General features: G+C 62.3%; 16 protein-coding genes. 6 read left to right on the top strand and 10 right to left on the bottom strand.

Going from position 1 to position 18,862, the window contains the following annotated elements:
- Positions 1-111: 111 nt before the first annotated feature.
- Entirely contained in the window at positions 112-636 is a 525-nt protein-coding gene (gene cobU / locus VKS22_01380) for a bifunctional adenosylcobinamide kinase/adenosylcobinamide-phosphate guanylyltransferase (protein HLW69252.1), read from the bottom strand.
- A gap of 3 nt (positions 637-639) precedes the next feature.
- The gene (locus VKS22_01375; protein HLW69251.1) at positions 640-1,815 is read right to left on the bottom strand and encodes a CoA transferase; all 1,176 of its coding nucleotides are present in this window, start codon (positions 1,813-1,815) and stop codon (positions 640-642) included.
- 108 nt (positions 1,816-1,923) lie between these two features.
- Here VKS22_01375 and VKS22_01370 point away from each other — a divergent pair, with 108 nt between their 5' ends.
- The 3 genes from VKS22_01370 to VKS22_01360 are packed head-to-tail and all read left to right on the top strand — an operon-like array spanning position 1,924 to position 4,093.
- Positions 1,924-3,081 (top strand): alpha-hydroxy acid oxidase, encoded by a 1,158-nt coding sequence (locus VKS22_01370; protein ID HLW69250.1) that lies wholly within the window; start codon positions 1,924-1,926, stop codon positions 3,079-3,081.
- 14 nt (positions 3,082-3,095) lie between these two features.
- Positions 3,096-3,674 (top strand): hypothetical protein, encoded by a 579-nt coding sequence (locus VKS22_01365; GenBank protein HLW69249.1) that lies wholly within the window; start codon positions 3,096-3,098, stop codon positions 3,672-3,674.
- A gap of 50 nt (positions 3,675-3,724) precedes the next feature.
- Positions 3,725-4,093 (top strand): hypothetical protein, encoded by a 369-nt coding sequence (locus VKS22_01360; protein HLW69248.1) that lies wholly within the window; start codon positions 3,725-3,727, stop codon positions 4,091-4,093.
- A 30-nt stretch (positions 4,094-4,123) separates the two neighbouring features.
- Here the strand turns inward: VKS22_01360 and VKS22_01355 are convergent, their stop codons facing one another.
- The 3 genes from VKS22_01355 to VKS22_01345 all read right to left on the bottom strand — a co-directional run bounded on the left by VKS22_01355 (position 4,124) and on the right by VKS22_01345 (position 6,942).
- Complete coding sequence (locus VKS22_01355; protein HLW69247.1) at positions 4,124-5,254, bottom strand: hypothetical protein; 1,131 nt, start codon at positions 5,252-5,254, stop codon at positions 4,124-4,126.
- A 78-nt stretch (positions 5,255-5,332) separates the two neighbouring features.
- Positions 5,333-5,938 (bottom strand): 2-hydroxychromene-2-carboxylate isomerase, encoded by a 606-nt coding sequence (locus VKS22_01350; protein HLW69246.1) that lies wholly within the window; start codon positions 5,936-5,938, stop codon positions 5,333-5,335.
- A 95-nt stretch (positions 5,939-6,033) separates the two neighbouring features.
- Entirely contained in the window at positions 6,034-6,942 is a 909-nt protein-coding gene (locus tag VKS22_01345; GenBank protein ID HLW69245.1) for a DUF3108 domain-containing protein, read from the bottom strand.
- 87 nt (positions 6,943-7,029) lie between these two features.
- Here VKS22_01345 and VKS22_01340 point away from each other — a divergent pair, with 87 nt between their 5' ends.
- From VKS22_01340 to VKS22_01330, 3 genes are read left to right on the top strand one after another with little or no spacing between them, the layout of a single operon-like run.
- A complete protein-coding gene (locus VKS22_01340) occupies positions 7,030-7,839 on the top strand; it encodes a HEAT repeat domain-containing protein (protein HLW69244.1) in 810 nt (269 codons plus the stop codon).
- Complete coding sequence (locus tag VKS22_01335) at positions 7,836-8,681, top strand: isocitrate lyase/PEP mutase family protein (protein ID HLW69243.1); 846 nt, start codon at positions 7,836-7,838, stop codon at positions 8,679-8,681. The genes VKS22_01340 and VKS22_01335 overlap by 4 nt, the downstream gene beginning before the upstream one ends.
- The gene (locus VKS22_01330) at positions 8,681-9,298 is read left to right on the top strand and encodes a DsbA family protein (GenBank protein HLW69242.1); all 618 of its coding nucleotides are present in this window, start codon (positions 8,681-8,683) and stop codon (positions 9,296-9,298) included. The genes VKS22_01335 and VKS22_01330 overlap by 1 nt, the downstream gene beginning before the upstream one ends.
- Here VKS22_01330 and VKS22_01325 read toward each other — a convergent pair.
- The 5 genes from VKS22_01325 to VKS22_01305 form a co-directional block, all read right to left on the bottom strand.
- The gene (locus VKS22_01325) at positions 9,295-10,134 is read right to left on the bottom strand and encodes a hypothetical protein (GenBank protein HLW69241.1); all 840 of its coding nucleotides are present in this window, start codon (positions 10,132-10,134) and stop codon (positions 9,295-9,297) included. The two genes, VKS22_01330 and VKS22_01325, sit on opposite strands and share 4 nt — an antisense overlap.
- A 12-nt stretch (positions 10,135-10,146) precedes the next feature.
- The gene (locus VKS22_01320) at positions 10,147-11,592 is read right to left on the bottom strand and encodes a glutamate synthase subunit beta (GenBank protein ID HLW69240.1); all 1,446 of its coding nucleotides are present in this window, start codon (positions 11,590-11,592) and stop codon (positions 10,147-10,149) included.
- Positions 11,593-11,641: 49 nt separating this feature from the next.
- Complete coding sequence (gene gltB, locus VKS22_01315; GenBank protein ID HLW69239.1) at positions 11,642-16,195, bottom strand: glutamate synthase large subunit; 4,554 nt, start codon at positions 16,193-16,195, stop codon at positions 11,642-11,644.
- Entirely contained in the window at positions 16,195-16,758 is a 564-nt protein-coding gene (locus tag VKS22_01310; protein ID HLW69238.1) for an Lrp/AsnC family transcriptional regulator, read from the bottom strand. The genes gltB and VKS22_01310 overlap by 1 nt, the downstream gene beginning before the upstream one ends.
- Positions 16,759-16,922: 164 nt before the next feature.
- The gene (locus VKS22_01305) at positions 16,923-18,491 is read right to left on the bottom strand and encodes an outer membrane beta-barrel protein (protein HLW69237.1); all 1,569 of its coding nucleotides are present in this window, start codon (positions 18,489-18,491) and stop codon (positions 16,923-16,925) included.
- Positions 18,492-18,862: the final 371 nt, after the last annotated feature.

The following is an 18,862-nucleotide window of genomic DNA, read 5'->3' as shown; positions in this document are numbered from 1 at the left end:
TGACGAACTGCTAATCGGCTACCCAAGCTGGAGACGCTCAGCGCACGTATTCTATTCCCAAGTGTCATACGCCGCTGGTCGCACCCCCCCCTGCCGACCCAATAGAAAGTTTCATTTGAGCGAGAGCGGATAACCCGCGGCCATCAGTATCGCGCTATCGGCCGCGCCTGCGACGGCCTGATTGATCCATCCGAGGCGATCGCGAAAGCGGCGCGCCAGCGGATTGACTGGGACGATACCCGAGCCGACTTCGTCCGTCACCACGATTACGCTGTAGCTCGCAGTTGCGAGGGTCGCGACTAACTCTTCAACTTCACGCCCGATCGCGGCGTCGGCTAATCCTTGGCCCAGCAGATTCGACAGCCATAGCGTCAGACAATCGATCACGACAGTATCCGCGCGGCCTTCGAGCGCTGCGAGCGCTGCAACGATCCTCACCGGCTCTTCGATCGTTTCGAAATCGGCTGAGCGATCCGCGCGATGACGCGCGATCCGCTCGCGCATCTCGTCGTCCAGTCCCTGCGCGGTGGCGATAAAGAAGCGGCGGAGCCCCGGACATTGCTGCGCGAGGCTGAGTGCATGGGCGCTCTTGCCGCTGCGCGCGCCGCCCGTAACCAGGGTGATGCGCCGCGGCATCGCTCAAATTACGCCGCGGGTTCTGAGCGCCGCAATCGCCGCGGCGTCGTAGCCGAGTTCGGCCAACACCGCGTTGGTGTGCTCGCCCTTCGCCGGCGTTGCGCTGCGCAGCGCCCACGGCGTCCGGCTGAGTTCCACCGCCTGCCCAACCAGCTCCTGCCGTCCCAACTGCGGATGCTCGATCGCGCGCGCGATGCGGACATACTTGACCTGCGGATCGTCGAAGACCTCATTGATTTTGTAGATCGGTCCGCACGGCACGCTCGCGCGATTGAGGATGTCGATCCATTCCGCCGAAGATTTGGTGCGCGTGATCTCCTCGATGACGGCGTTGAGCTGATCGCGATTCTTGAGCCGCGCGCGTCCGCTGGCGTAGGCGGGATCGGTCGCCAGGTGTTCGGCGTTGATCGCCTTGCACAGCCGCGCGAAGAGTCCTGGGCCCGCCGCCGCAATGTTGATATGGCCGTCGGCTGTCGCAAAAACTCCGGTCGGAATTGAGGTCGGATGATTGTTGCCGGCCTGTTCCGGTACCTCGCCTGCGAGCAGCCAGCGCGCCGCCTGAAAATCCAGCATCGCGATTTGCGCCGCGAGCAGCGACGATTGCACCCATTGTCCTTCGCCCGATTCCTCGCGCTCGAGCAGCGCTACCAGGATGCCCATGGCGCAGAAGATACCCGCAGTCAGGTCTGCGATCGCGATCCCGACGCGCATCGGTCCCTGCCCCGGCATTCCGGTGATCGACATCAAGCCGCCCATGCCCTGCGCGATTTGATCGAGTCCGGGCCGCTCGCGATAGGGCCCCTCCTGGCCGAAGCCCGAAACGCTGGCATAGATCAGGCGCGGATTGATCGCGCGCAAGGTCGCGTAGTCGATGCCGAGCCGATGCTTGACATCGGGACGGTAATTTTCCACCAGCACGTCGGCGCGTGCGACCAGCCGGCGCAGAATCTCGCGGCCTTCCGCGTCCTTCAGATTGAGCGTCAGACTGCGCTTGTTGCGATGGAGGTTCTGGAAATCGAAGCCATTGCGCGATCCGACTTCCGTAGAGGCGTCGCCCGGCTCCTCGACCTTGAGTACGTCGGCGCCCCAGTCCGCCAATTGCCTGACGGCGGTTGGACCGGCCCGCGCCCGCGTCAGATCGATCACTCTAAAGCGCGACAGCGGCGGCGGATTGATCATGTGAGTCCTTTACAATATGGCCCGAAAAGTTCAAACACTAGCGGAGCGCGAATTCCGCGCGGAGCGAGCAGGCGAGTCCGCGAGCTGCGTCAAGATTTCTTGATATCAATGAATCTGAGCCACGCGATCAATATCGACGACCTGCGCAAGCTGGCGAAGCGCCGCCTGCCGCGCATCGCCTTTGACTTTATCGAAGGTGGCGTCGAAGACGAACTGGGCATCGCGCGCAACGAGGCCGCCTTCACGCGCGTCCGTCTTCTGCCGCGTTATCTGGTCGATGTCTCAAAGCGTGATCAATCCTGCGATCTTTTTGATCGTAAGTACGCGAGCCCCTTTGGGGTTTCGGCCACCGGCCTGGCCGCACTATTTCGCCCCGGCGCCGATTTGATGCTGGCGGAAGGCGCTGCGGCGGCAAATATTCCCTTCATGATGTCGGGTATGAGCACGGCTTCGATTGAGGACGCAGCCAGAATCGCGCCGGCTCATAGCTGGTATCAACTTTATGTCGCGCGAGATCGCGAGATCACGCTCGACCTTATCCGGCGGGCCCGCGACGCCGGCTTCGGCACGCTCGTGCTCACGGTGGACGTGCCGGTCTCCTCGAAACGCGAGCGCAACCTGCGCAACGGCTTTGGCCTGCCGCCCAGGTTGACGGCGGCCACGATGCTCGACGCATTGGCCCATCCCGGATGGCTCGCCGGCTATCTCCGTCACGGGATGCCGCGTTTCGAAAACTGGGTCCCCTACGCGCCGCCAAACTCGAGCACACAGGCGATCAATGCCTTCGCCGCGGCGCAGGGCCCGGCGGCCGCCGTGACGTGGGAGGACCTCGAAGAGTTTCGCCGATTGTGGCCGCGCCATCTGGTCGTCAAGGGAATACTGCGCGCGGATGATGCGATCCGTGCGGCCGCAATCGGCGTTGACGGCATTATCGTGTCGAATCATGGCGGCCGCCAGCTCGATCAGGCGCCGGCGGCGCTGGAGGTTCTGCCCGCCATCCGCGACGCCGTCGGCGACAAGCTCACGCTGATCATGGACGGCGGTGTGCGGCGCGGCGCCGACATCGTGATGGCGCTATGCCACGGCGCGCGCTTCGTCTTCGTCGGTCGCGCGACGCTTTACGGCGCTGCCGCGGCAGGTATTCCAGGCGTCCGCAAAGCGATCAGTATCCTGCGCAACGAGGTCGATTTGATTCTTGGCCAAATCGGCTGCCCGAACCTCGCCGAACTCGACGCGAGCTTCCTTCTCCCGGTCCCTAACCAATGAGGCGACTAATCGGGTTGACGGCGATACTGGTTGCGGTCGCCGGAGTCTTCGGCGGCTGTGCGGTCTCAGCGCCTGTGGCACGGTCAGCGCTGATTGCGCCGACCAACGCCTCGCCATCAGCGAACGAGCGCCAGGCACCCGAGGCCGCGCCGCGGTTGCCCTTCAAAGGTAAACTGACTGCGGGAGATGCCGATGAATTGCCGCCGGCCGTGGCCGCGGCGCTTTCTCCCGACGCCATCGTCAGCTTCTCCTATCGGGAGCAGTTGACGCACGACGAGTACCATGTGCCGCTCCTGCTCTCAGCACTGGATCCGGTTACATACGTGGGCGCGCCGCTGGGGGATTACGGTGTAACCGCCTTTGCCTCGCTGACGATCACCAAGGGTGACACGGTGCTGGGTAATTACACCGCCAAGGCCCACGTCGCGAAATCATATTCGATCTATTCCGAGCCAACTCATCGCGAGGTCGAGGAGGCCGCGCGCGCCGCAGTGCGCGACAAGATTGACCAGCGGCTCTATCGCGACGCCGGTCGCGTCGCCGAATTGATCGACGCTCCGACGCAAGCGGCAATCGGGGCAGGCGTCAGGTGACACGGGCCGCGCGAGTTCTGTTTGGCGTGTTAGTCCTCGGAGGATGCGCAGTGCAGGGCAGGCCTTTTGAGCGAGCCGCGGCGCCCTCCGGCAACGCTATAATCTACGTCTATCGGCCCTACCACTATGGGAGCTCGCTGCTGCGCCCGGCGGTCACTTGTGGCGACGAAACCGCGCGGATCGGTCCCGGCGGCTATCACGCTTTCTTGGTTCCCGCCGGCAAAGTGATTTGCAGCGTCGCCGGCGGCGAGAGTAGCGATGCGACCGAGGTCGACGCGGCGGCCCATGTCTATTACATCCGCGAGGAGTTCGGCTGGGGTCTTCTCACCGGCCACCCGCATCTCAATCCGATCGACACGGATGCAGCGCACGACGAGATCAAAACTTGCTGCGTCGATGAAACTGCGCCGTCAGAGTGAGGTGCAACGTCGTTGGGGTGGCGCGCGGCGTCATTTCGGCTCCAACAGCACCACAAAGCCGTCTGGCAGTTCACGCATCCCGGCGATAAAGTCGCCATTGATATCGTTGGCCCACAGACGATGGCCGACGAAATGCAGGCCCGAAGGATTGACGAAGCCGCTCGCCACCAGCGCTAGGACGCCGTCTTTAACCCGATAGATTTTGCCGTCACGCTTGAGCGCCTGCGTTTGCGGCACGGGCACCTGGATGTCGCCCATATCCGTCACGAAGATCTGCCCCGCATACTCCCCAAAACCGGCAGGCGCGACCGCGATACCCATAGGGCGGCCTAGCCCGGTAACGACCGGCGTCGGATCGACTTTGCCGTCGGGTGCGATTTTCACGATCATGCCATTGTGTTCGACCGTAGACGAGACGATCTCGCCCGGCGACACCGTCACGAGCATCGCGGCGCCGTCGGGCGTAAAGGTCAGACCGGCCGGCGAGCCCTGTTGTGACAGGTCAGCGAAGGGTTTGCAGACGCCGTCGGCGGTGGTCTGGTAGATCATGTCGTTGAGCGCCGCGATCGAGTAGAACTTGCCGGCGAAGCCGCTGCCGGCGGGACCGAAGCGCGCATCGACGCCGTAGCCGGCTATCCCCTTTGCGACGTTCCCCGCCGCCGGCAAAGTGCAAAAGACTGACGCAGTTTGCGCGGCGAGGTTGATTCGCTGGATGACATGATTTTGCAGCGCGCCTTTTTCCGCTGATACCGGTTGGGCGAGCGAGAAAATCTGACCGCCGAAAGTGCCGAAATCCGCAGGCGCAAGGTCGAAGCCGGTCACCGGCAACAGCTTGTCCGCGCCCATCAGCACCGAGATTTTGCCCGCGGACGAAACCGCGAGCAGTCGGCTGCCGTGGCCGTCGGTCGCGCGGCCGTCGTCATTCATCCAGACGCCGTCGCCGTGCGTCAGCATGAAGAGCGGGTCGTAAAGTTCGCCCGGCGCCTCGAGCATCTTCGCGCTGAATCCGGCTGCCGGCGTGATCTTCGGCACGGCCAGGATTGTATCGATCACGATCTGCGCTTCGTGGCCGAGCGGGCGGGCGCTCGCCCCGATCGGGATCAGAGCGATAACCAGCATGGCCGTTACCGCGACGATGACCGGGTGGGTACTCGGTTTCATAGGTTTCATGCCTCCCGACGCGTAGCGCTGTTCCTCGTCCGACTCCAATCCGGCGCTATGCCGAGGTCCCCTCGCGGATCAGTGCGAGTGCTGCAGCGCGTGCTCGATCAACACCAGGCGATCGTTGCCGAAGAACATCTCGCCTTCGACGAAGATCGAAGGCGAGCCGAACCCGCCGCGCGCGATCAATTCGTCGGTGTTGGCTTTCAGTTTCTCTTTGTACTCCGGCGCGGCGATCTTGCTGAAATATTCCTGCTCGTCGAGGCCGGTGGCGCGCACGATGTCGCGCAGCACCTCGTCCTTGCTGATATCGCGATCCTCGCCCCAGTAGCTCTCAAAGACCCGCCGCGAGTAGGGCGACAGTTTGCCATGCTCCAGCGCGACGAACGCTCCGCGCATCGCCTTGACCGAATTTACCGGGAAAACCGACGGCTGCCCGATCTTGATGCCGTAGAGATGCGCCCAGTCCTGCAGGTCTTTCGCGTAGTAGCGGGCTTTCGGCTTCACCGGATGCTCGCGCGATTCATATACGGACGGATTGACGGCGTTGAAGACCCCGCCGACCAGAATCGGCCGCCAGATCAATTCTGCGCGACCGCGTGCCGCGACCTCCTCGATCTTCGTGAAGGCCAGATAAGTCCACGGACTCGAACAGTCGTAGAAAAACTCCAGCTTTTTGCCCATTGTCGACCTCCGCGCGCTTAAGGATGGTGAGTTCGGAAAATAGCACGCCGCCGGGAAAACTCGTCAACCGCGTCCGCCGTTAGGCAAGGTGCGAATTAGCGCGCGACCGCGCCCTGAACCGATATTGGCTTCGCGCCAGTCGACGACGGCGGCCGGACAATCTGCGTCAGGTCCGCTCGCACGACGCCGAAAAAAACTGCAGATTCGATGCGCAAGGGCAGATGACGCTTATCATCGGTGACCCAGACCGTCATGCTCCTCGCCTGATCACGAAAGCTGTTCTCGCTCAGCCAGACTGCGGAGGGTTCGATGCGCAACGCGGAGAAAGTTCCGAGCGCGGTCGTCAGCGGCTCGCGCTGCCGCACGGCGAACGCTAAGACGTAACGATTGCCGCCGCTGAAGACGTCAACTGTGTAGGTCTGGCCGGGCGTCAAGGGCTGCGACAAAGCCATCATCGCGCCAGAGAATGGGCCCCAAGGTTCACCACCGCTGAAGCGCCGAATCCAGGTGCGGCCCGCGCGGTTGGTTTTTATCGCCGTCACCATATGCGCCGGGTCGTTAAAGGTTGCGCGCCAGATGTCGAGCCGCGATTTCTCGTGTTGCACAATATAGAGATGCTGCGGACGCCACGTCGTATAATCAAAGTCCTCGTGAAAATAATCGCGCATCCGGTAAAGCAGATCCGCGGCCGGGCTGGTCGTGATCCACATCTGCCCCGTCCACCAGCTCGGATGGGAACGATTGCGCGCCAGGGTCACGCGCGCGTCGGCTACCGCGAACCCCTCCCACGACGCCTGATAGACCAAAGTCTCGCCGCTCTGAAACGGTTCCATGCCGCGCCCATAGCGCGGTATCGCGAGATTGGGCGGGATTGCGATCGGCGCCGGGGTTCGTATCGGATGCGGCTTGCGTCGCGAACCCGCTATCGGCTTTCGTGCCGAACCATCTGCTATACTCGCGGCGCTGGATCGTGGTTGCTCTATGGCGCTGGCGGCAACGGCCATCAGGATTGCGCTGCAGGCGATAAGCGCCCGGCTTGACTTCAAATGCATCGTGCCAAAAGATTCTGCCCAATCACGGAGGGCCTTGGAATGCTGTACCGGCCTCGTTTGACGGCGACCGCTTTACTCACCGGGTGCTTGTTCCTCCCGTTTGCGGCGCGCGCCCAACTCGGACCAAATGGTAACGGCTATGGTGAGAACGGCTTCGGTGGGCCGCACGGCTCCGTTGCGAACCTGGAATCCCTGGAAAAGGCCGGACCCGATCGCAAGGCCAAGAATGATCCGGAGCTGATCAAAACCGCCAAACGCAAGATTACCGACGCCGACCCGCGCGTGCGCGTCGAGGGCCTCGAGGGCCTGCGCTACGTGAGCGACAGCGCCGAGGCGAACGAACTGCTGTTTCGTGGCCTGAATGATTCTGACGTCCGGGTGCGGATCAAGGCGATCGATGTGCTGGGCGCGCGCGGCTCGAACGACGCGGTGCCGGTGATGGATCAGGATCTGTTCCTGCGCGAGACTCCGGCGGTCGAGAAACTGCATCTGGTCGCTGCCCTGGGACGCGTCGGCGACGCCCGCGGCGCTTTGCCGATCGTCGAGTATCTCGACCAGACCGATGATACCGCGAGCCGCGGCACCGCCATCTTCGCCCTGGGCGAGATCGGCGACCCGCACGCCAATGACAAACTGATCGAGATCGTCAAGACCGACAAGTCCGCGATGGTGCGCAAGCTCGCCGAGGAGGCGCTCGAGAAAATCGATGGCGAGCTGCCGAACCGGCGGCAGGAAGCGCTCGCGCAGGAAAAGACCAAGGACCTCCAACCGACCGACCAGAAACTCGCCAAGCTGCGTCAGTACGATTATGAGACCCAGGCCGAGAAGTACGGCCGCAGTACGCATTGAGCACGACGGCAAAACGCTTGCGTGAACTGCTCGGCGGGCCCGCGATGGTCGTCGCGCCGTTCGTTTACGATTGCCTCCAGGCGCGCCTCGCCGAGCAGACCGGCTTTGACGCGGTTTACATGACCGGTTTCGGCACCGCGGCCGCGCGTGGTTTTCCCGATCTCGGCCTGCTGACGATGAGCGAAATGGTGCAGAACGTCCGCGCAATCGCTCACGCGGTCAAAATCCCGGTGATTTGCGACGCCGACACCGGATACGGCAACCCGCTCAACGTCGCGCGCACCGTGCGGGAGTACGAAGAGGCCGGCGCCGCCGCCCTGCATATCGAAGATCAGGTGTTCCCGAAAAAGTGCGGCTTCCTCGCCGGCAAGCAGGTGATCCCGCTCGACCAGATGGTTCCGAAAGTGCGCGCAGCCTGCGACGCCCGCCGTGATCGCGACTTCGTGATCATCGCGCGCACCGATGCTCTGGCCGTCAATGGCTGGGATGACGTCGTGCAGCGCACTCACGCCTATCGGGCGGCCGGCGCCGATCTGATTTTTGTCGATGGCATCCGCACGCTGGAAGATCTAAAAAATTACGCGACCAGGCTTGGTGATTTGCCGCTGCTCTACAACGGCGCTCTTCTGCCCGTGCCCGAACTCGCGCGCTACGGTTTTAAGCTCACGCTGCATATCAGCAGCTTGATCGCTTCCTACGTGAATTTCCGCGACGGCCTGCGTGAGCTCAAGGATACCGGCGCGATGAAGGTGACGCTTACCGGCCGCCTATTCGAAGAGCTGACTGATCTACTCGGTGTTCCCGAGGCCGAGGCGTTGGCGAAGAAATATTCGGACTCATAATGCCCGACACCGCGGTCATCAAATTTTATTTCGCCTACACCAGCCCATTCACCTACCTGGCGATGGCGCCTGCTTATGTACTCGAACGCAGTCATCGGGTCGTCTTGCGCTTCATCCCGTTCGGTGTGAATATCCGCGGGATTTATGGCGGCGAGGTCGAGCAACGCGACGAACGCAACCGCAACAAGCTCCGCTATCTTTATCTCGATGCGCGCCGGCTGGCCGCTGAGCGCGAATTGATTATTCAGCCGCCGCGAAAAATCTACAGCGCGCGCCTCGCCTTCTATGGCGGGATGTGCGCGGACGACCAAGGGCTGTTCCGGCCCTATGCGGATCGGGTCTTCGAGCGCTTCTGGCGCCGCGAGTTGGAGGTCGAGGACCCGGCGCCATTAGCTGCGATACTTGCCGAAGTCGGTGCTGATCCCGCGCAGTTTCAGCGCTATATTGCCGATGAGGAGGCGGAAGCGAAGCCGCGGCTTAAGGCCGCCTTCGCCGAGGCCGATCGCGATCAGGTTTTCGGCGTCCCGACCCTGGTGGTTGAAGGCGAGCGCTTCTGGGGCTGTGATCGTATCGATTTTCTTGAGCGCAAGCTCGACGCCATGGGCCTGCGTCGCTAAGTCACTCGCTGCAGGAACGCCGGCAGGTCGAGCGCCTCGAAACCGTCGAGCGGCACACGCGCGACGATCCGACGCAGCGTCGCGTCGTCGGTGACGAAGGTCTCAGCCACCGCGGCCGCGGAGGCGGCATGCAGCAGGTCTTTCGAATCGCCGATATTTGGCGATAGTTCCTCGAAGCTCCACGCGTAGATGAAGGAGAGGCTCGCGCCGACTGACATCCGCACGCTGCGAATGTTCAGCAGGCCTTCCAGCCCCCGGTTTTCGCACTCCGCCAAAGCCCCGGCGCGCTCCGCAAAACTTCTCGCCGCGCTCGGCGCCATCAGGTCGAAGTATTCGTCGAAGGTGACCTGACCAGCGATACTCGCAGCGGCTTCCTGATTTTCGGCTCGATGCATGCGGATGCCGTCGCGGAAGTGCTCCTTCTGACGTCGCGTCTCCTCCAACGCTGCGATTAGATCCTCATCGAGTTCTTCGCCGTCGGTCTCGATCAGCTCCGTGAGGCCGTCGCTGATGATGTTCTGTAAATTTGCGTCGATAAACGGCAGTGCGGCCTCGCCGGTCGCCGCGTAGGCGCGAATATCGTCAGATAGTAGCTGATCGCAGGGCTTGACCATCCGTCGGAAATTGGCGAGCGAGAGCGTGAGCTTTATTTTCGCGACGAGCAGTTCGGGACGCGCCCGGCGATCCAGCAGAATCTCTTCGAGGGTGTGGATGCTCAGCGGGATCGAAAGTTCGCGGCCATAAATTTTTTTGCGCAGGTTCGCGATATCCGCGCCGCTGCAACCAACCTTCTTATAGAGATGATCGAAGACGTTGGTATCGAGGTACGCGGCCATCGCCGGCGCGGCTCACAGTTCCGGACTGGCCGGCAAAAACGATTCACCCATCAGGTAGGCGTCCACGGCGCGCGCGCATTCACGGCCTTCCCAGATGGCCCATACCACCAGTGATTGACCGCGGCGCGCATCGCCGGCCGCGAAGACGCCGGGGATGTTCGAATGATAGTTCTCGCAGGCGAGGTTACCTCGCTGATCGAGCTTGAGCCCCAGCTCCGCGACGATCCCATCGGGTTCAGGCCCGAGAAAGCCGAGAGCGAGCAGCACGAGGTCACATTCAAGCTCGAACTCGCTGCCTGCGATTTCGTCCATGACCATGCGGCCAGTATCGCTCCTCCAGTTGAGCCGCACGCCGTGAAGTTTTTTCACCTGGCCGTTTTCGCCCGATAAAAACTTGGTGTTGAGGCTCCAGTCGCGTATGACCCCTTCCTCATGCGAGGTTGAGGTCCGCAGAATCATCGGCCAGTCCGGCCACGGCATCGCGACGGTGCGCTTCGCCGGCGGCATCGGCAGCAACTCGAACTGATGGACGCTCACCGCGCCTTGCCGATTTGAGGTGCCGAGACAGTCGGAGCCGGTATCGCCGCCGCCAAGAATTACGACTTTCTTGCCCTTCGCGGTGAGTGAGATTTCCGGCGGGATTACGTCGCCGGCATTGCGTTTGTTCTGCTGCGGCAGAAATTCCATCGCGAAATGCACGCCCTTGAGCGCGCGACCCGGCACCGGCAAATCGCGCGGCTTGGTCGAACCGATCGTGAGCGCGATCGCGTCGAACTTGCCACGTAGCTCATCGGCATGGAGATCTACCCCGAGGCGGCAGCTCGTCACGATCTCGACGCCTTCCGCCTTCATCTGCTCGACGCGCCGTTCGACCTGCCATTTTTCGAGCTTGAAATCCGGGATGCCATAACGCAACAGGCCGCCGATACGATCGGAGCGCTCGTAGAGCGTCACCGCGTGGCCCGCCCGCACGAGCTGCTGCGCACACGCCATCCCGGACGGTCCCGAGCCGATTACGGCGACCTTCTTGCCGGTCTTGCGCGGGTTCGGCGCCGGCGCGATCCAGCCCTCGGCCCACGCGTGATCGACTATGTGCTTTTCGATCTGTTTGATCGTGACCGGATCATTGTTGATATTCAGTACGCAGGCTTCTTCGCACGGCGCCGGACAGACGCGGCCGGTAAACTCGGGAAAGTTGTTGGTCCAGTGCAGCCGGTCGATCGCCTCGCGCCAGCGCCCGCGATAAACCAGATCGTTCCAGTCGGGAATGATGTTGCCGAGCGGGCAGCCGCGATGGCAGAAGGGAATGCCGCAATCCATGCAGCGCGCGCCCTGCTGCTGCAGCTTGGCATCGGGCAGCTTGAGGTCGTACTCGCGATAGTCCCTAACGCGCTCGGCCACCGGACGCCGCGCGTTGGTCTCGCGATTGATCTCCATGAAGCCCGTGATCTTTCCCATTGACTACCTGCCCTCCCGACGTTCTGATTTCAATTGACTAGTCGATTACTCACACTGCTGCGAGCTTGGCCATATCCGACTGCATATTGAGCTGCCCCGCCAGCACCCGGCGATACTCAGTCGGAATAACCGCGACGAATTTCGTGATCGCCTGGTCCCAGTTATCGAGCAGCCGCCGCGCGACCGCGCTCTCGGTGTACTGATAGTGGCGGGTGAGAAGCGTGTGCAGCTCCTGGATTTCGGTCTGATCGGCGAGCGGGTGCAACTCGACCATGCCCATGTTGCACTTGCTGGCGAAGCTGCCGTCCGCGTCGAGCACGTAAGCCATGCCGCCGCTCATACCTGCGGCAAAATTGCGGCCGGTGCGCCCCAGCACGACGACCTTGCCGCGCGTCATGTATTCGCAGCCGTGATCGCCCACGCCCTCGACCACCGCGGTCGCGCCGCTGTTGCGCACGGCGAAGCGCTCGCCGGCGATGCCGCGGAAGAAGGCCTCGCCGCCGGTCGCGCCGTAAAGCGCGGTGTTGCCGATCAGAATGTTGTCTTCAGCCTTGAAGGTTGCGTTGCGGGGCGGCCGCACGGCGATAAATCCGCCCGAGAGGCCTTTACCGCAATAGTCATTGGCGTCGCCTTCGAGATGGAGCGCCACGCCGGAAGCCAGCCAGCCGCCAAAGGTTTGCCCGGCCGAGCCGCTGAAATGGATCTTGATCGTATGAGGCGGCAGTCCGCGCTCGCCGTGCCGCCGTGAAACTTCCGACGATAAGATCGTGCCGACCGTGCGGTTGACGTTACGAATCGGCAGCCGGAGTTCGACCGGCTGGCGAGCTTCCAGCGCGTCCTTGCACAGCTCCTTGAGTCGCTGATCCAGCGCCTGCGCGATTCCATGATCCTGCTGCTCGACGCAATGCAGCGGCCAATCCGCCGGCACCGCGGGCTTACTCAGGATGGCGCTGAGGTCAATGTGGCGCGCCTTCCAGTGTTCAATCGCCTGGTCAGCATCGAGGCACTCGACATGGCCGACCATCTCGGCGACGCTGCGAAAACCGAGCTGCGCCATGTACTCGCGCATCTCCTCGGCGATGAAGAGCATGAAATTGACGACATGCTCGGGCTGGCCTTCGAACTTCTTGCGCAGCTCCGGATCCTGCGTCGCGATCCCGACCGGGCAGGTGTTGAGGTGGCACACTCGCATCATGATGCAGCCTGACGAGACCAGCGCGGCGCTGGCGAAGCCGAACTCCTCGGCGCCGAGGAGAGCTGCGATCGTGACGTCGCGGCCGGTCTTGAGCTGGCCATCGGTTTCGACCGCGATCCGCCCGCGCAGATTGTTGAGCACCAGGGTCTGCTGGGTCTCCGCCAGCCCTAGTTCCCACGGGATGCCGGCGTGCTTGATTGAGGTTAGCGGTGAGGCGCCGGTGCCGCCGTCATAGCCGCTGATCAGCACGACGTCGGCCTTGGCCTTCGCTACGCCAGCCGCGACCGTGCCGACCCCAACCTCCGCTACCAGCTTGACGCTGATTCGTGCGCGGTCGTTGGCGTTCTTGAGATCGTGGATTAGTTGGGCGAGATCCTCGATCGAATAAATATCGTGATGCGGCGGCGGCGAGATCAACCCCACGCCCGGCGTCGAGTAGCGGATTTTCGCGATGAAATCGTCGACTTTGTGTCCGGGCAACTGACCGCCTTCGCCCGGCTTGGCCCCCTGCGCCATCTTGATCTGCAGTTCGTCCGCGTTCACCAGATACCAGCTGGTGACGCCGAAACGTCCCGAGGCCACCTGCTTGATCGCACTGCGCCGCCAGTCGCCGTTAGCGTCGCGCTCGAAGCGCGCGGGATCCTCGCCGCCTTCGCCGGTGTTCGATTTGCCGCCCAGCCGGTTCATCGCGATCGCGAGATTCTCGTGCGCCTCCTTACCGATCGAACCGAAGGACATCGCGCCGGTCTTAAAGCGCTTGACGATCGCCGCGACCGGCTCGACTTCTTCCAGCGGTATGGGCGAACGATCGTTCTTGAATTTGAGCAGGCTGCGCAGCGTCGCGAGATTGCGGCTCTGATCGTCAACCAGGCGCGTGTAATCCTTGAAGACGCGATAATTTGCGGTGCGCACCGCGTGCTGCAGCTTGGCGATGGTGTTGGGGTTGTACATGTGGAACTCGCCGCGCCGCCGCCACTGGTACTGGCCGCCCGCGTCGAGTTCGCCGTCGAGGTGGGGATCCGCCTTGTAGGCCAGACGATGGCGGTTGGCCGACTCGCGCGCTATAACGTCGAGCCCGATACCGCCGACGCGCGAAGCCGTCCAGGTGAAATAGCGATCGATCACGTCGCGGCTGAGCCCGATCGCCTCAAAGATTTGTGCGCCGTGATAGCTCTGGATGGTGGAAATTCCCATCTTCGAGGCAACTTTGACCAGGCTCTTGCTGAGCGCCTTGATAAAGTGCTCGACGGCGTCCTCCTCCGCGATCTCGCGCAAGCGGCCGTCGTCGATCATCCCGGCCATCGTCGCATAGGCTAGATAGGGATTGATGGCGCCTGCGCCGTAACCGACCAGCAGGCAGAAGTGCATGACCTCGCGCGGCTCGCCCGACTCGACGACCAAGCCGCATTTGGTGCGGGTGCCCTCGCGAATCAGGTGATGATGCACTGCGCCGGTGGCGAGCAGACTCGGAATCGGCGCCCACTCTGCGTTCACGCCGCGATCCGAGAGGACGAGTATGGTGAAGCCGTCCGCGATTGCTTTCGAGGCGCGCGCGCAAAGGTTATCGAGCGCCGCGCGCAAGCCCTTTTCCCCATCGTCGACGCGATAGAGCGTACCGAGCGTAATCGCGCGCAGACCGGGCCGCGCCAGCCGTTTGATCTTTTCGAGCTGGGCGTTCGTGAGAATCGGATGCTTGAGCCGCAGTTGCCGGCAATGCAGCGGAGTTTCCTCGAAGAGGTTTTGCTCCCCGCCGAGCGCAGTCTCGGCCGACATGACCATCTCCTCACGGATCGAGTCCACCGGCGGATTCGTCACCTGCGCAAAGAGCTGCTTGAAATACTGGAACAGTAGTGGCGACTTGTCCGACAACGCCGCCAGCGGCGTATCGGTGCCCATCGAACCCACCGCCTCCTGGCCGTTGGCCGCCATCGGCGCCAGGATCATCTTGAGCTCTTCGAGCGTGTAGCCGAAGGCCTGCTGCTGCTTGAGCAGATCGAAGGGCTCGAAACCGTTGATCGCGGGATAGGCAGCGGGCGCGGGCAGCGCGTCGAGATCGACCATCTGCTCGTCGAGCCACTGGCGGTAGGGATGACGCCGCGCGAGGCCTTGCTTGATCTCCTCGTCCTGCACGATCCGCCCCTCAACCGTATCGACGAAGAAGATTTTGCCCGGCTGCAGCCGCCCCTTGGATTCGACCTGCTCCGGGGAGATTTCGAGGACGCCGGTTTCGGAGGCCATCACAACGAGGCCGTCCTTGGTGACCAGGTAACGCGAGGGGCGCAGACCGTTGCGGTCGAGCACGGCGCCGATGCGCCGGCCGTCAGTGAAGGTGATCGAGGCGGGGCCGTCCCACGGCTCCATCATGCAGGAATGAAACTCGTAGTAGGCGCGCTTGCCCGGGTCCATCAGGCGATCGTTCTGCCAGGCCTCCGGAATCATCATCATCACGGCTTGCGGCAGGGTGCGGCCGGTGCGGATGAGCAGTTCGAGACAGTTGTCGAACATCGCGGAATCGCTGCCGTTGGCTTCGATAATCGGCTGAATCTTTTTGATGTCGTCGCCGAACAGCGGTGACGCGAACTGCTTCTCGCGCGCCCGCATCCAGTTGATATTGCCGCGCAGCGTATTGATTTCGCCGTTATGGCTGAGAAAACGATACGGATGCGCGCGATCCCAGCTTGGAAAGGTGTTGGTCGAAAAGCGCTGATGAACCATCGCAAGCGCGGTGGTCAGCGCGGGATCGAGCAGGTCCGGGTAGAACTTCGGAATCTGATGCGAGATGAGCTGGCCCTTGTAAACGAGCGTCGTGGTGGAGAGGCTGCAGACGTAAAAGAGTTCGCCTTCGGCGAGGCCAAGTTGCGCGCCTTCATTGGTAACCCGCTTGCGGATGACGTAGAGTTTGCGTTCGAGCGCCTCCTGATCCTCGACGCCCGCGCCGCGCCCGATAAAGATTTGCGCGATTGCGGGCAGCCCCTGACGCGCGATCTCGCCGCACTGCGTGGAGTCGATCGGGACTGAGCGCCAGCCAAGAAAACGCTGGCCCTCCTCGCGGACGACGCGCTCGAAAAGGCGCTCGCAAGCTTGCTGCCGGCCGGTTTCGAGCGGCATGAACACCGCGCCGACGCCGTATTCGCCCGGCGCCGGCAGCGCAAAGCCCAGCTTGCCGGTTTCGCGAACGAGGAAATCGTGCGGGATCTGGATCAGTATCCCGGCACCGTCGCCGGTCAGCGGATCGCATCCGCAGGCGCCGCGATGAGTCAGATTGTCGAGTACCTGCAAGCCCTTGAGCACGATATCGTGGGAACGTTCGCCCTTGATGTTGACGACAAAACCGGTGCCGCAAGCGTCGTGCTCGTGAACCGGATCGTACAGTCCCTGGGCTTTCGGGAGTCCGCGAAAAACCTGCATCACTGGGCCCTCTTTGCTTCAGCGGTGGCGTTGCGCACGACGACGTGGCGCGCGCGGCGGCCGTTGCCGTGGTCCGGCGCCTGCTCGTCCGCGGCCGTCGCAATCTGCCAGCGCTCCGTATGAGTCGACAGCACCACCATGGTTTCCGTCCGCGTCACGCCATGGATCAGGCGGATCGTACCGATCAGCCGCTCGAGTGACGCCGTGCTGTGCGTCTTGACCTTGAGCAAGACCGTGTGCTCGCCAGTGACGTGATGGCATTCGAGGACGTCGGGCATCCGCGCGACCGTCTCCTCGAAGGGATCGATCGTGCGCGGATGGCCGATCGAAACACCGATGAAGGCGGTGACATCCTTGCCCAGCTTTCGCGCATCGACCGAGGCGTGATAGCCGGTGATAACGCCACAGTCCTCGAGCTTCTTGACCCGCTCGATAACCGACGGCGCCGACAGGCCGACCTGATCGGCGAGCTTGGCGTGCGGAATACGGCCATGCTCCTGCAGCGCGTCAATAATCTGCAAATCTATCGCGTCGGGCTCAAAGGCCTCGGTACCTGCTTTCATAAGGCCAAACCTCGAAAGGGATGGTCAAAGTAACGGGTCGAGACCGGCTTTGTCAAGGGAATCAGAGGCAGATCAACCGGTACACCGATGTTTCATCGAAAAACTACGGCGGCGAGCCCCGGAATTGAGACCCGCCGCCGTGCTTGCAGACCGCGGCTTAAGAATCAGAACGAATAGATCGCGTCCGCGATAAAGGTATCTTGCCCCGCGCGAGTGTGGTTCGGTAAGCCGGCCAGGATCGAGGTCGGCCCGAAGACGGTGTCGTTGAAGAACGGCTTCTTGTTCGATTCGTCGTGCCGATACTCGAGGCGCGCGAGCAAGCCGGTCACTGCCGGAATCTTGTAATTGATCGTTCCGGTGCCTTCGCCTAGTAGCTGCGGCAGGCCGGTGCGCGCGCCGTTGGGATCCTCGAAATACTCGCCCCGCAAGGCGAACTCAAGGTTATCAGTCAGGTCGTAGACGATGTATGCGTCGGCGCCGTTCCAGCTGACCGCATGTGGATGAAGGATCGTGCCGTTGGGACCTGCGCTGAAGCCCGGTGCAGGCGCACAGAAGTTCCCGGGAACGACGGCGCACAGCGGGTTACCGTGCGAATTGAAAGCGGGACTTATCGAGACCGGTCCGGTTTCCTGAGCATAGAGATATTCGCCGATCAGCTGCAGCCCTTTAATCGGCGTCTTGTAGGTCAGCACCGGATCGATCTCCCAGCGCCGCGAACTGCCACGGTTGACCTGTTCCGGGCCGTAAGTACTGCTGAGAGTCAGCGCCAGCGACTGGTTGTGAGTCATCCTGTCGCCGCTGCTTAGTGACAGCTGGCCCTCGAAGGTCTGCCCGTCGTTGTTATCGGTCACGTCGTCCCAGCCATTGTTGACGCCCAGCGTGAGCCCGAGAAATTGGTTGAAGTTATAGGTACCGCGCAGGCCGGTATGGGTGAACGGGATGCCAAAGCCAAAAATAAACGAGCGCGAAATATTGTAATCCGCGCTGCCATAGGTGCTGTAGGTCGGAATCACTTCCGCGCCGAGCAGCGTGACGAAACGGCCGAGTTGCAGCGCAATCCCGCTGCCGACCGGCACCGTATAGGTCATGTATGCCTGAGTCAGATCGATGACATCGTTGCTCGTCGTGCCCGGGTTGATGTTGGACTCACGCGTCGATGCGCGCAGGACGTTTGCCACCTGTCCGAAGTTCAACTCCGTGACAAAGCCGACGCCGCCATCCGAGGTGCGATCGAGATGGAGGTTGAATTGCTGGAGGTTGAAGCCGCTGCCCTCGGTATCGAAGACCCGCAACTGATTGACGCTGCCGCCCGGCGACGACGAGTTCACCCCGCCTTTGCTGCCGCCACTGGTGTTGGGTTGGTTGAGATTGTACTCGTAGGGCACATCGACCAGCCCGTGGATATGCACGCCCAGATTTGTGCTCAGATTGGTCTTGATATCGGCGACATCCTTTTCGATCGCGCCGACGTGCTGGCCCACTGTCGCCGGCGCCGGCGCTGCAGCCGTACTCCCGGCGGGCGGCGCCGCCGGAGCTTGCACGACTGAATTCGCCTTTATGGTGTTGATTTCACCTTTGAGTTCCTGAATTTCGGTTTGAAGATCTTGTACCTGCTTTTGCAATGCCGCGTCCGATGCGGCGTCAGCTCTGGCGACACCTTGCAAACCTAACGCGATGATGAGTCCGAGCGGCGCCAGACGAGTTACAACGTGACAACCTCTTCCTATTCTCATGCCTCTCCCTCTTCTTACCGGACAAGGTACTGCCGACCAGCGTGTATAGCTCCGCAGCGGCGTTCCGCAAAGTCGATGCCATCAAGAGCGCTGCGAAAATATGAATTCGTGAACTCTACTTTTGCCCGCGACTTGGGCATTCGCCCAGCAAGTGGTCACATTCTCGAGGAAAATGATGCTCGAAATCTTTTCTTGACGCAGCTCGCAGACTCCCTTCGACAGGCTCAGGGCAGGCTGCCTGCTCGTTCCGCTTCGCTCCACTGGCGTCGAGGCTAGGAGTTCTCGTGGGGGAAATGTTATACGAGGGTCGCGCTGGGCGATTGCACCGCTTGTGCAATTTGCGGCGCAATGAAAAATGCAAAGTACGACGG

This window comes from Candidatus Binataceae bacterium, from assembly GCA_035308025.1.
Lineage (GTDB): Bacteria > Desulfobacterota > Binatia > Binatales > Binataceae > JAJPHI01.
This window is presented reverse-complemented; position numbering and strand designations above follow the sequence as displayed.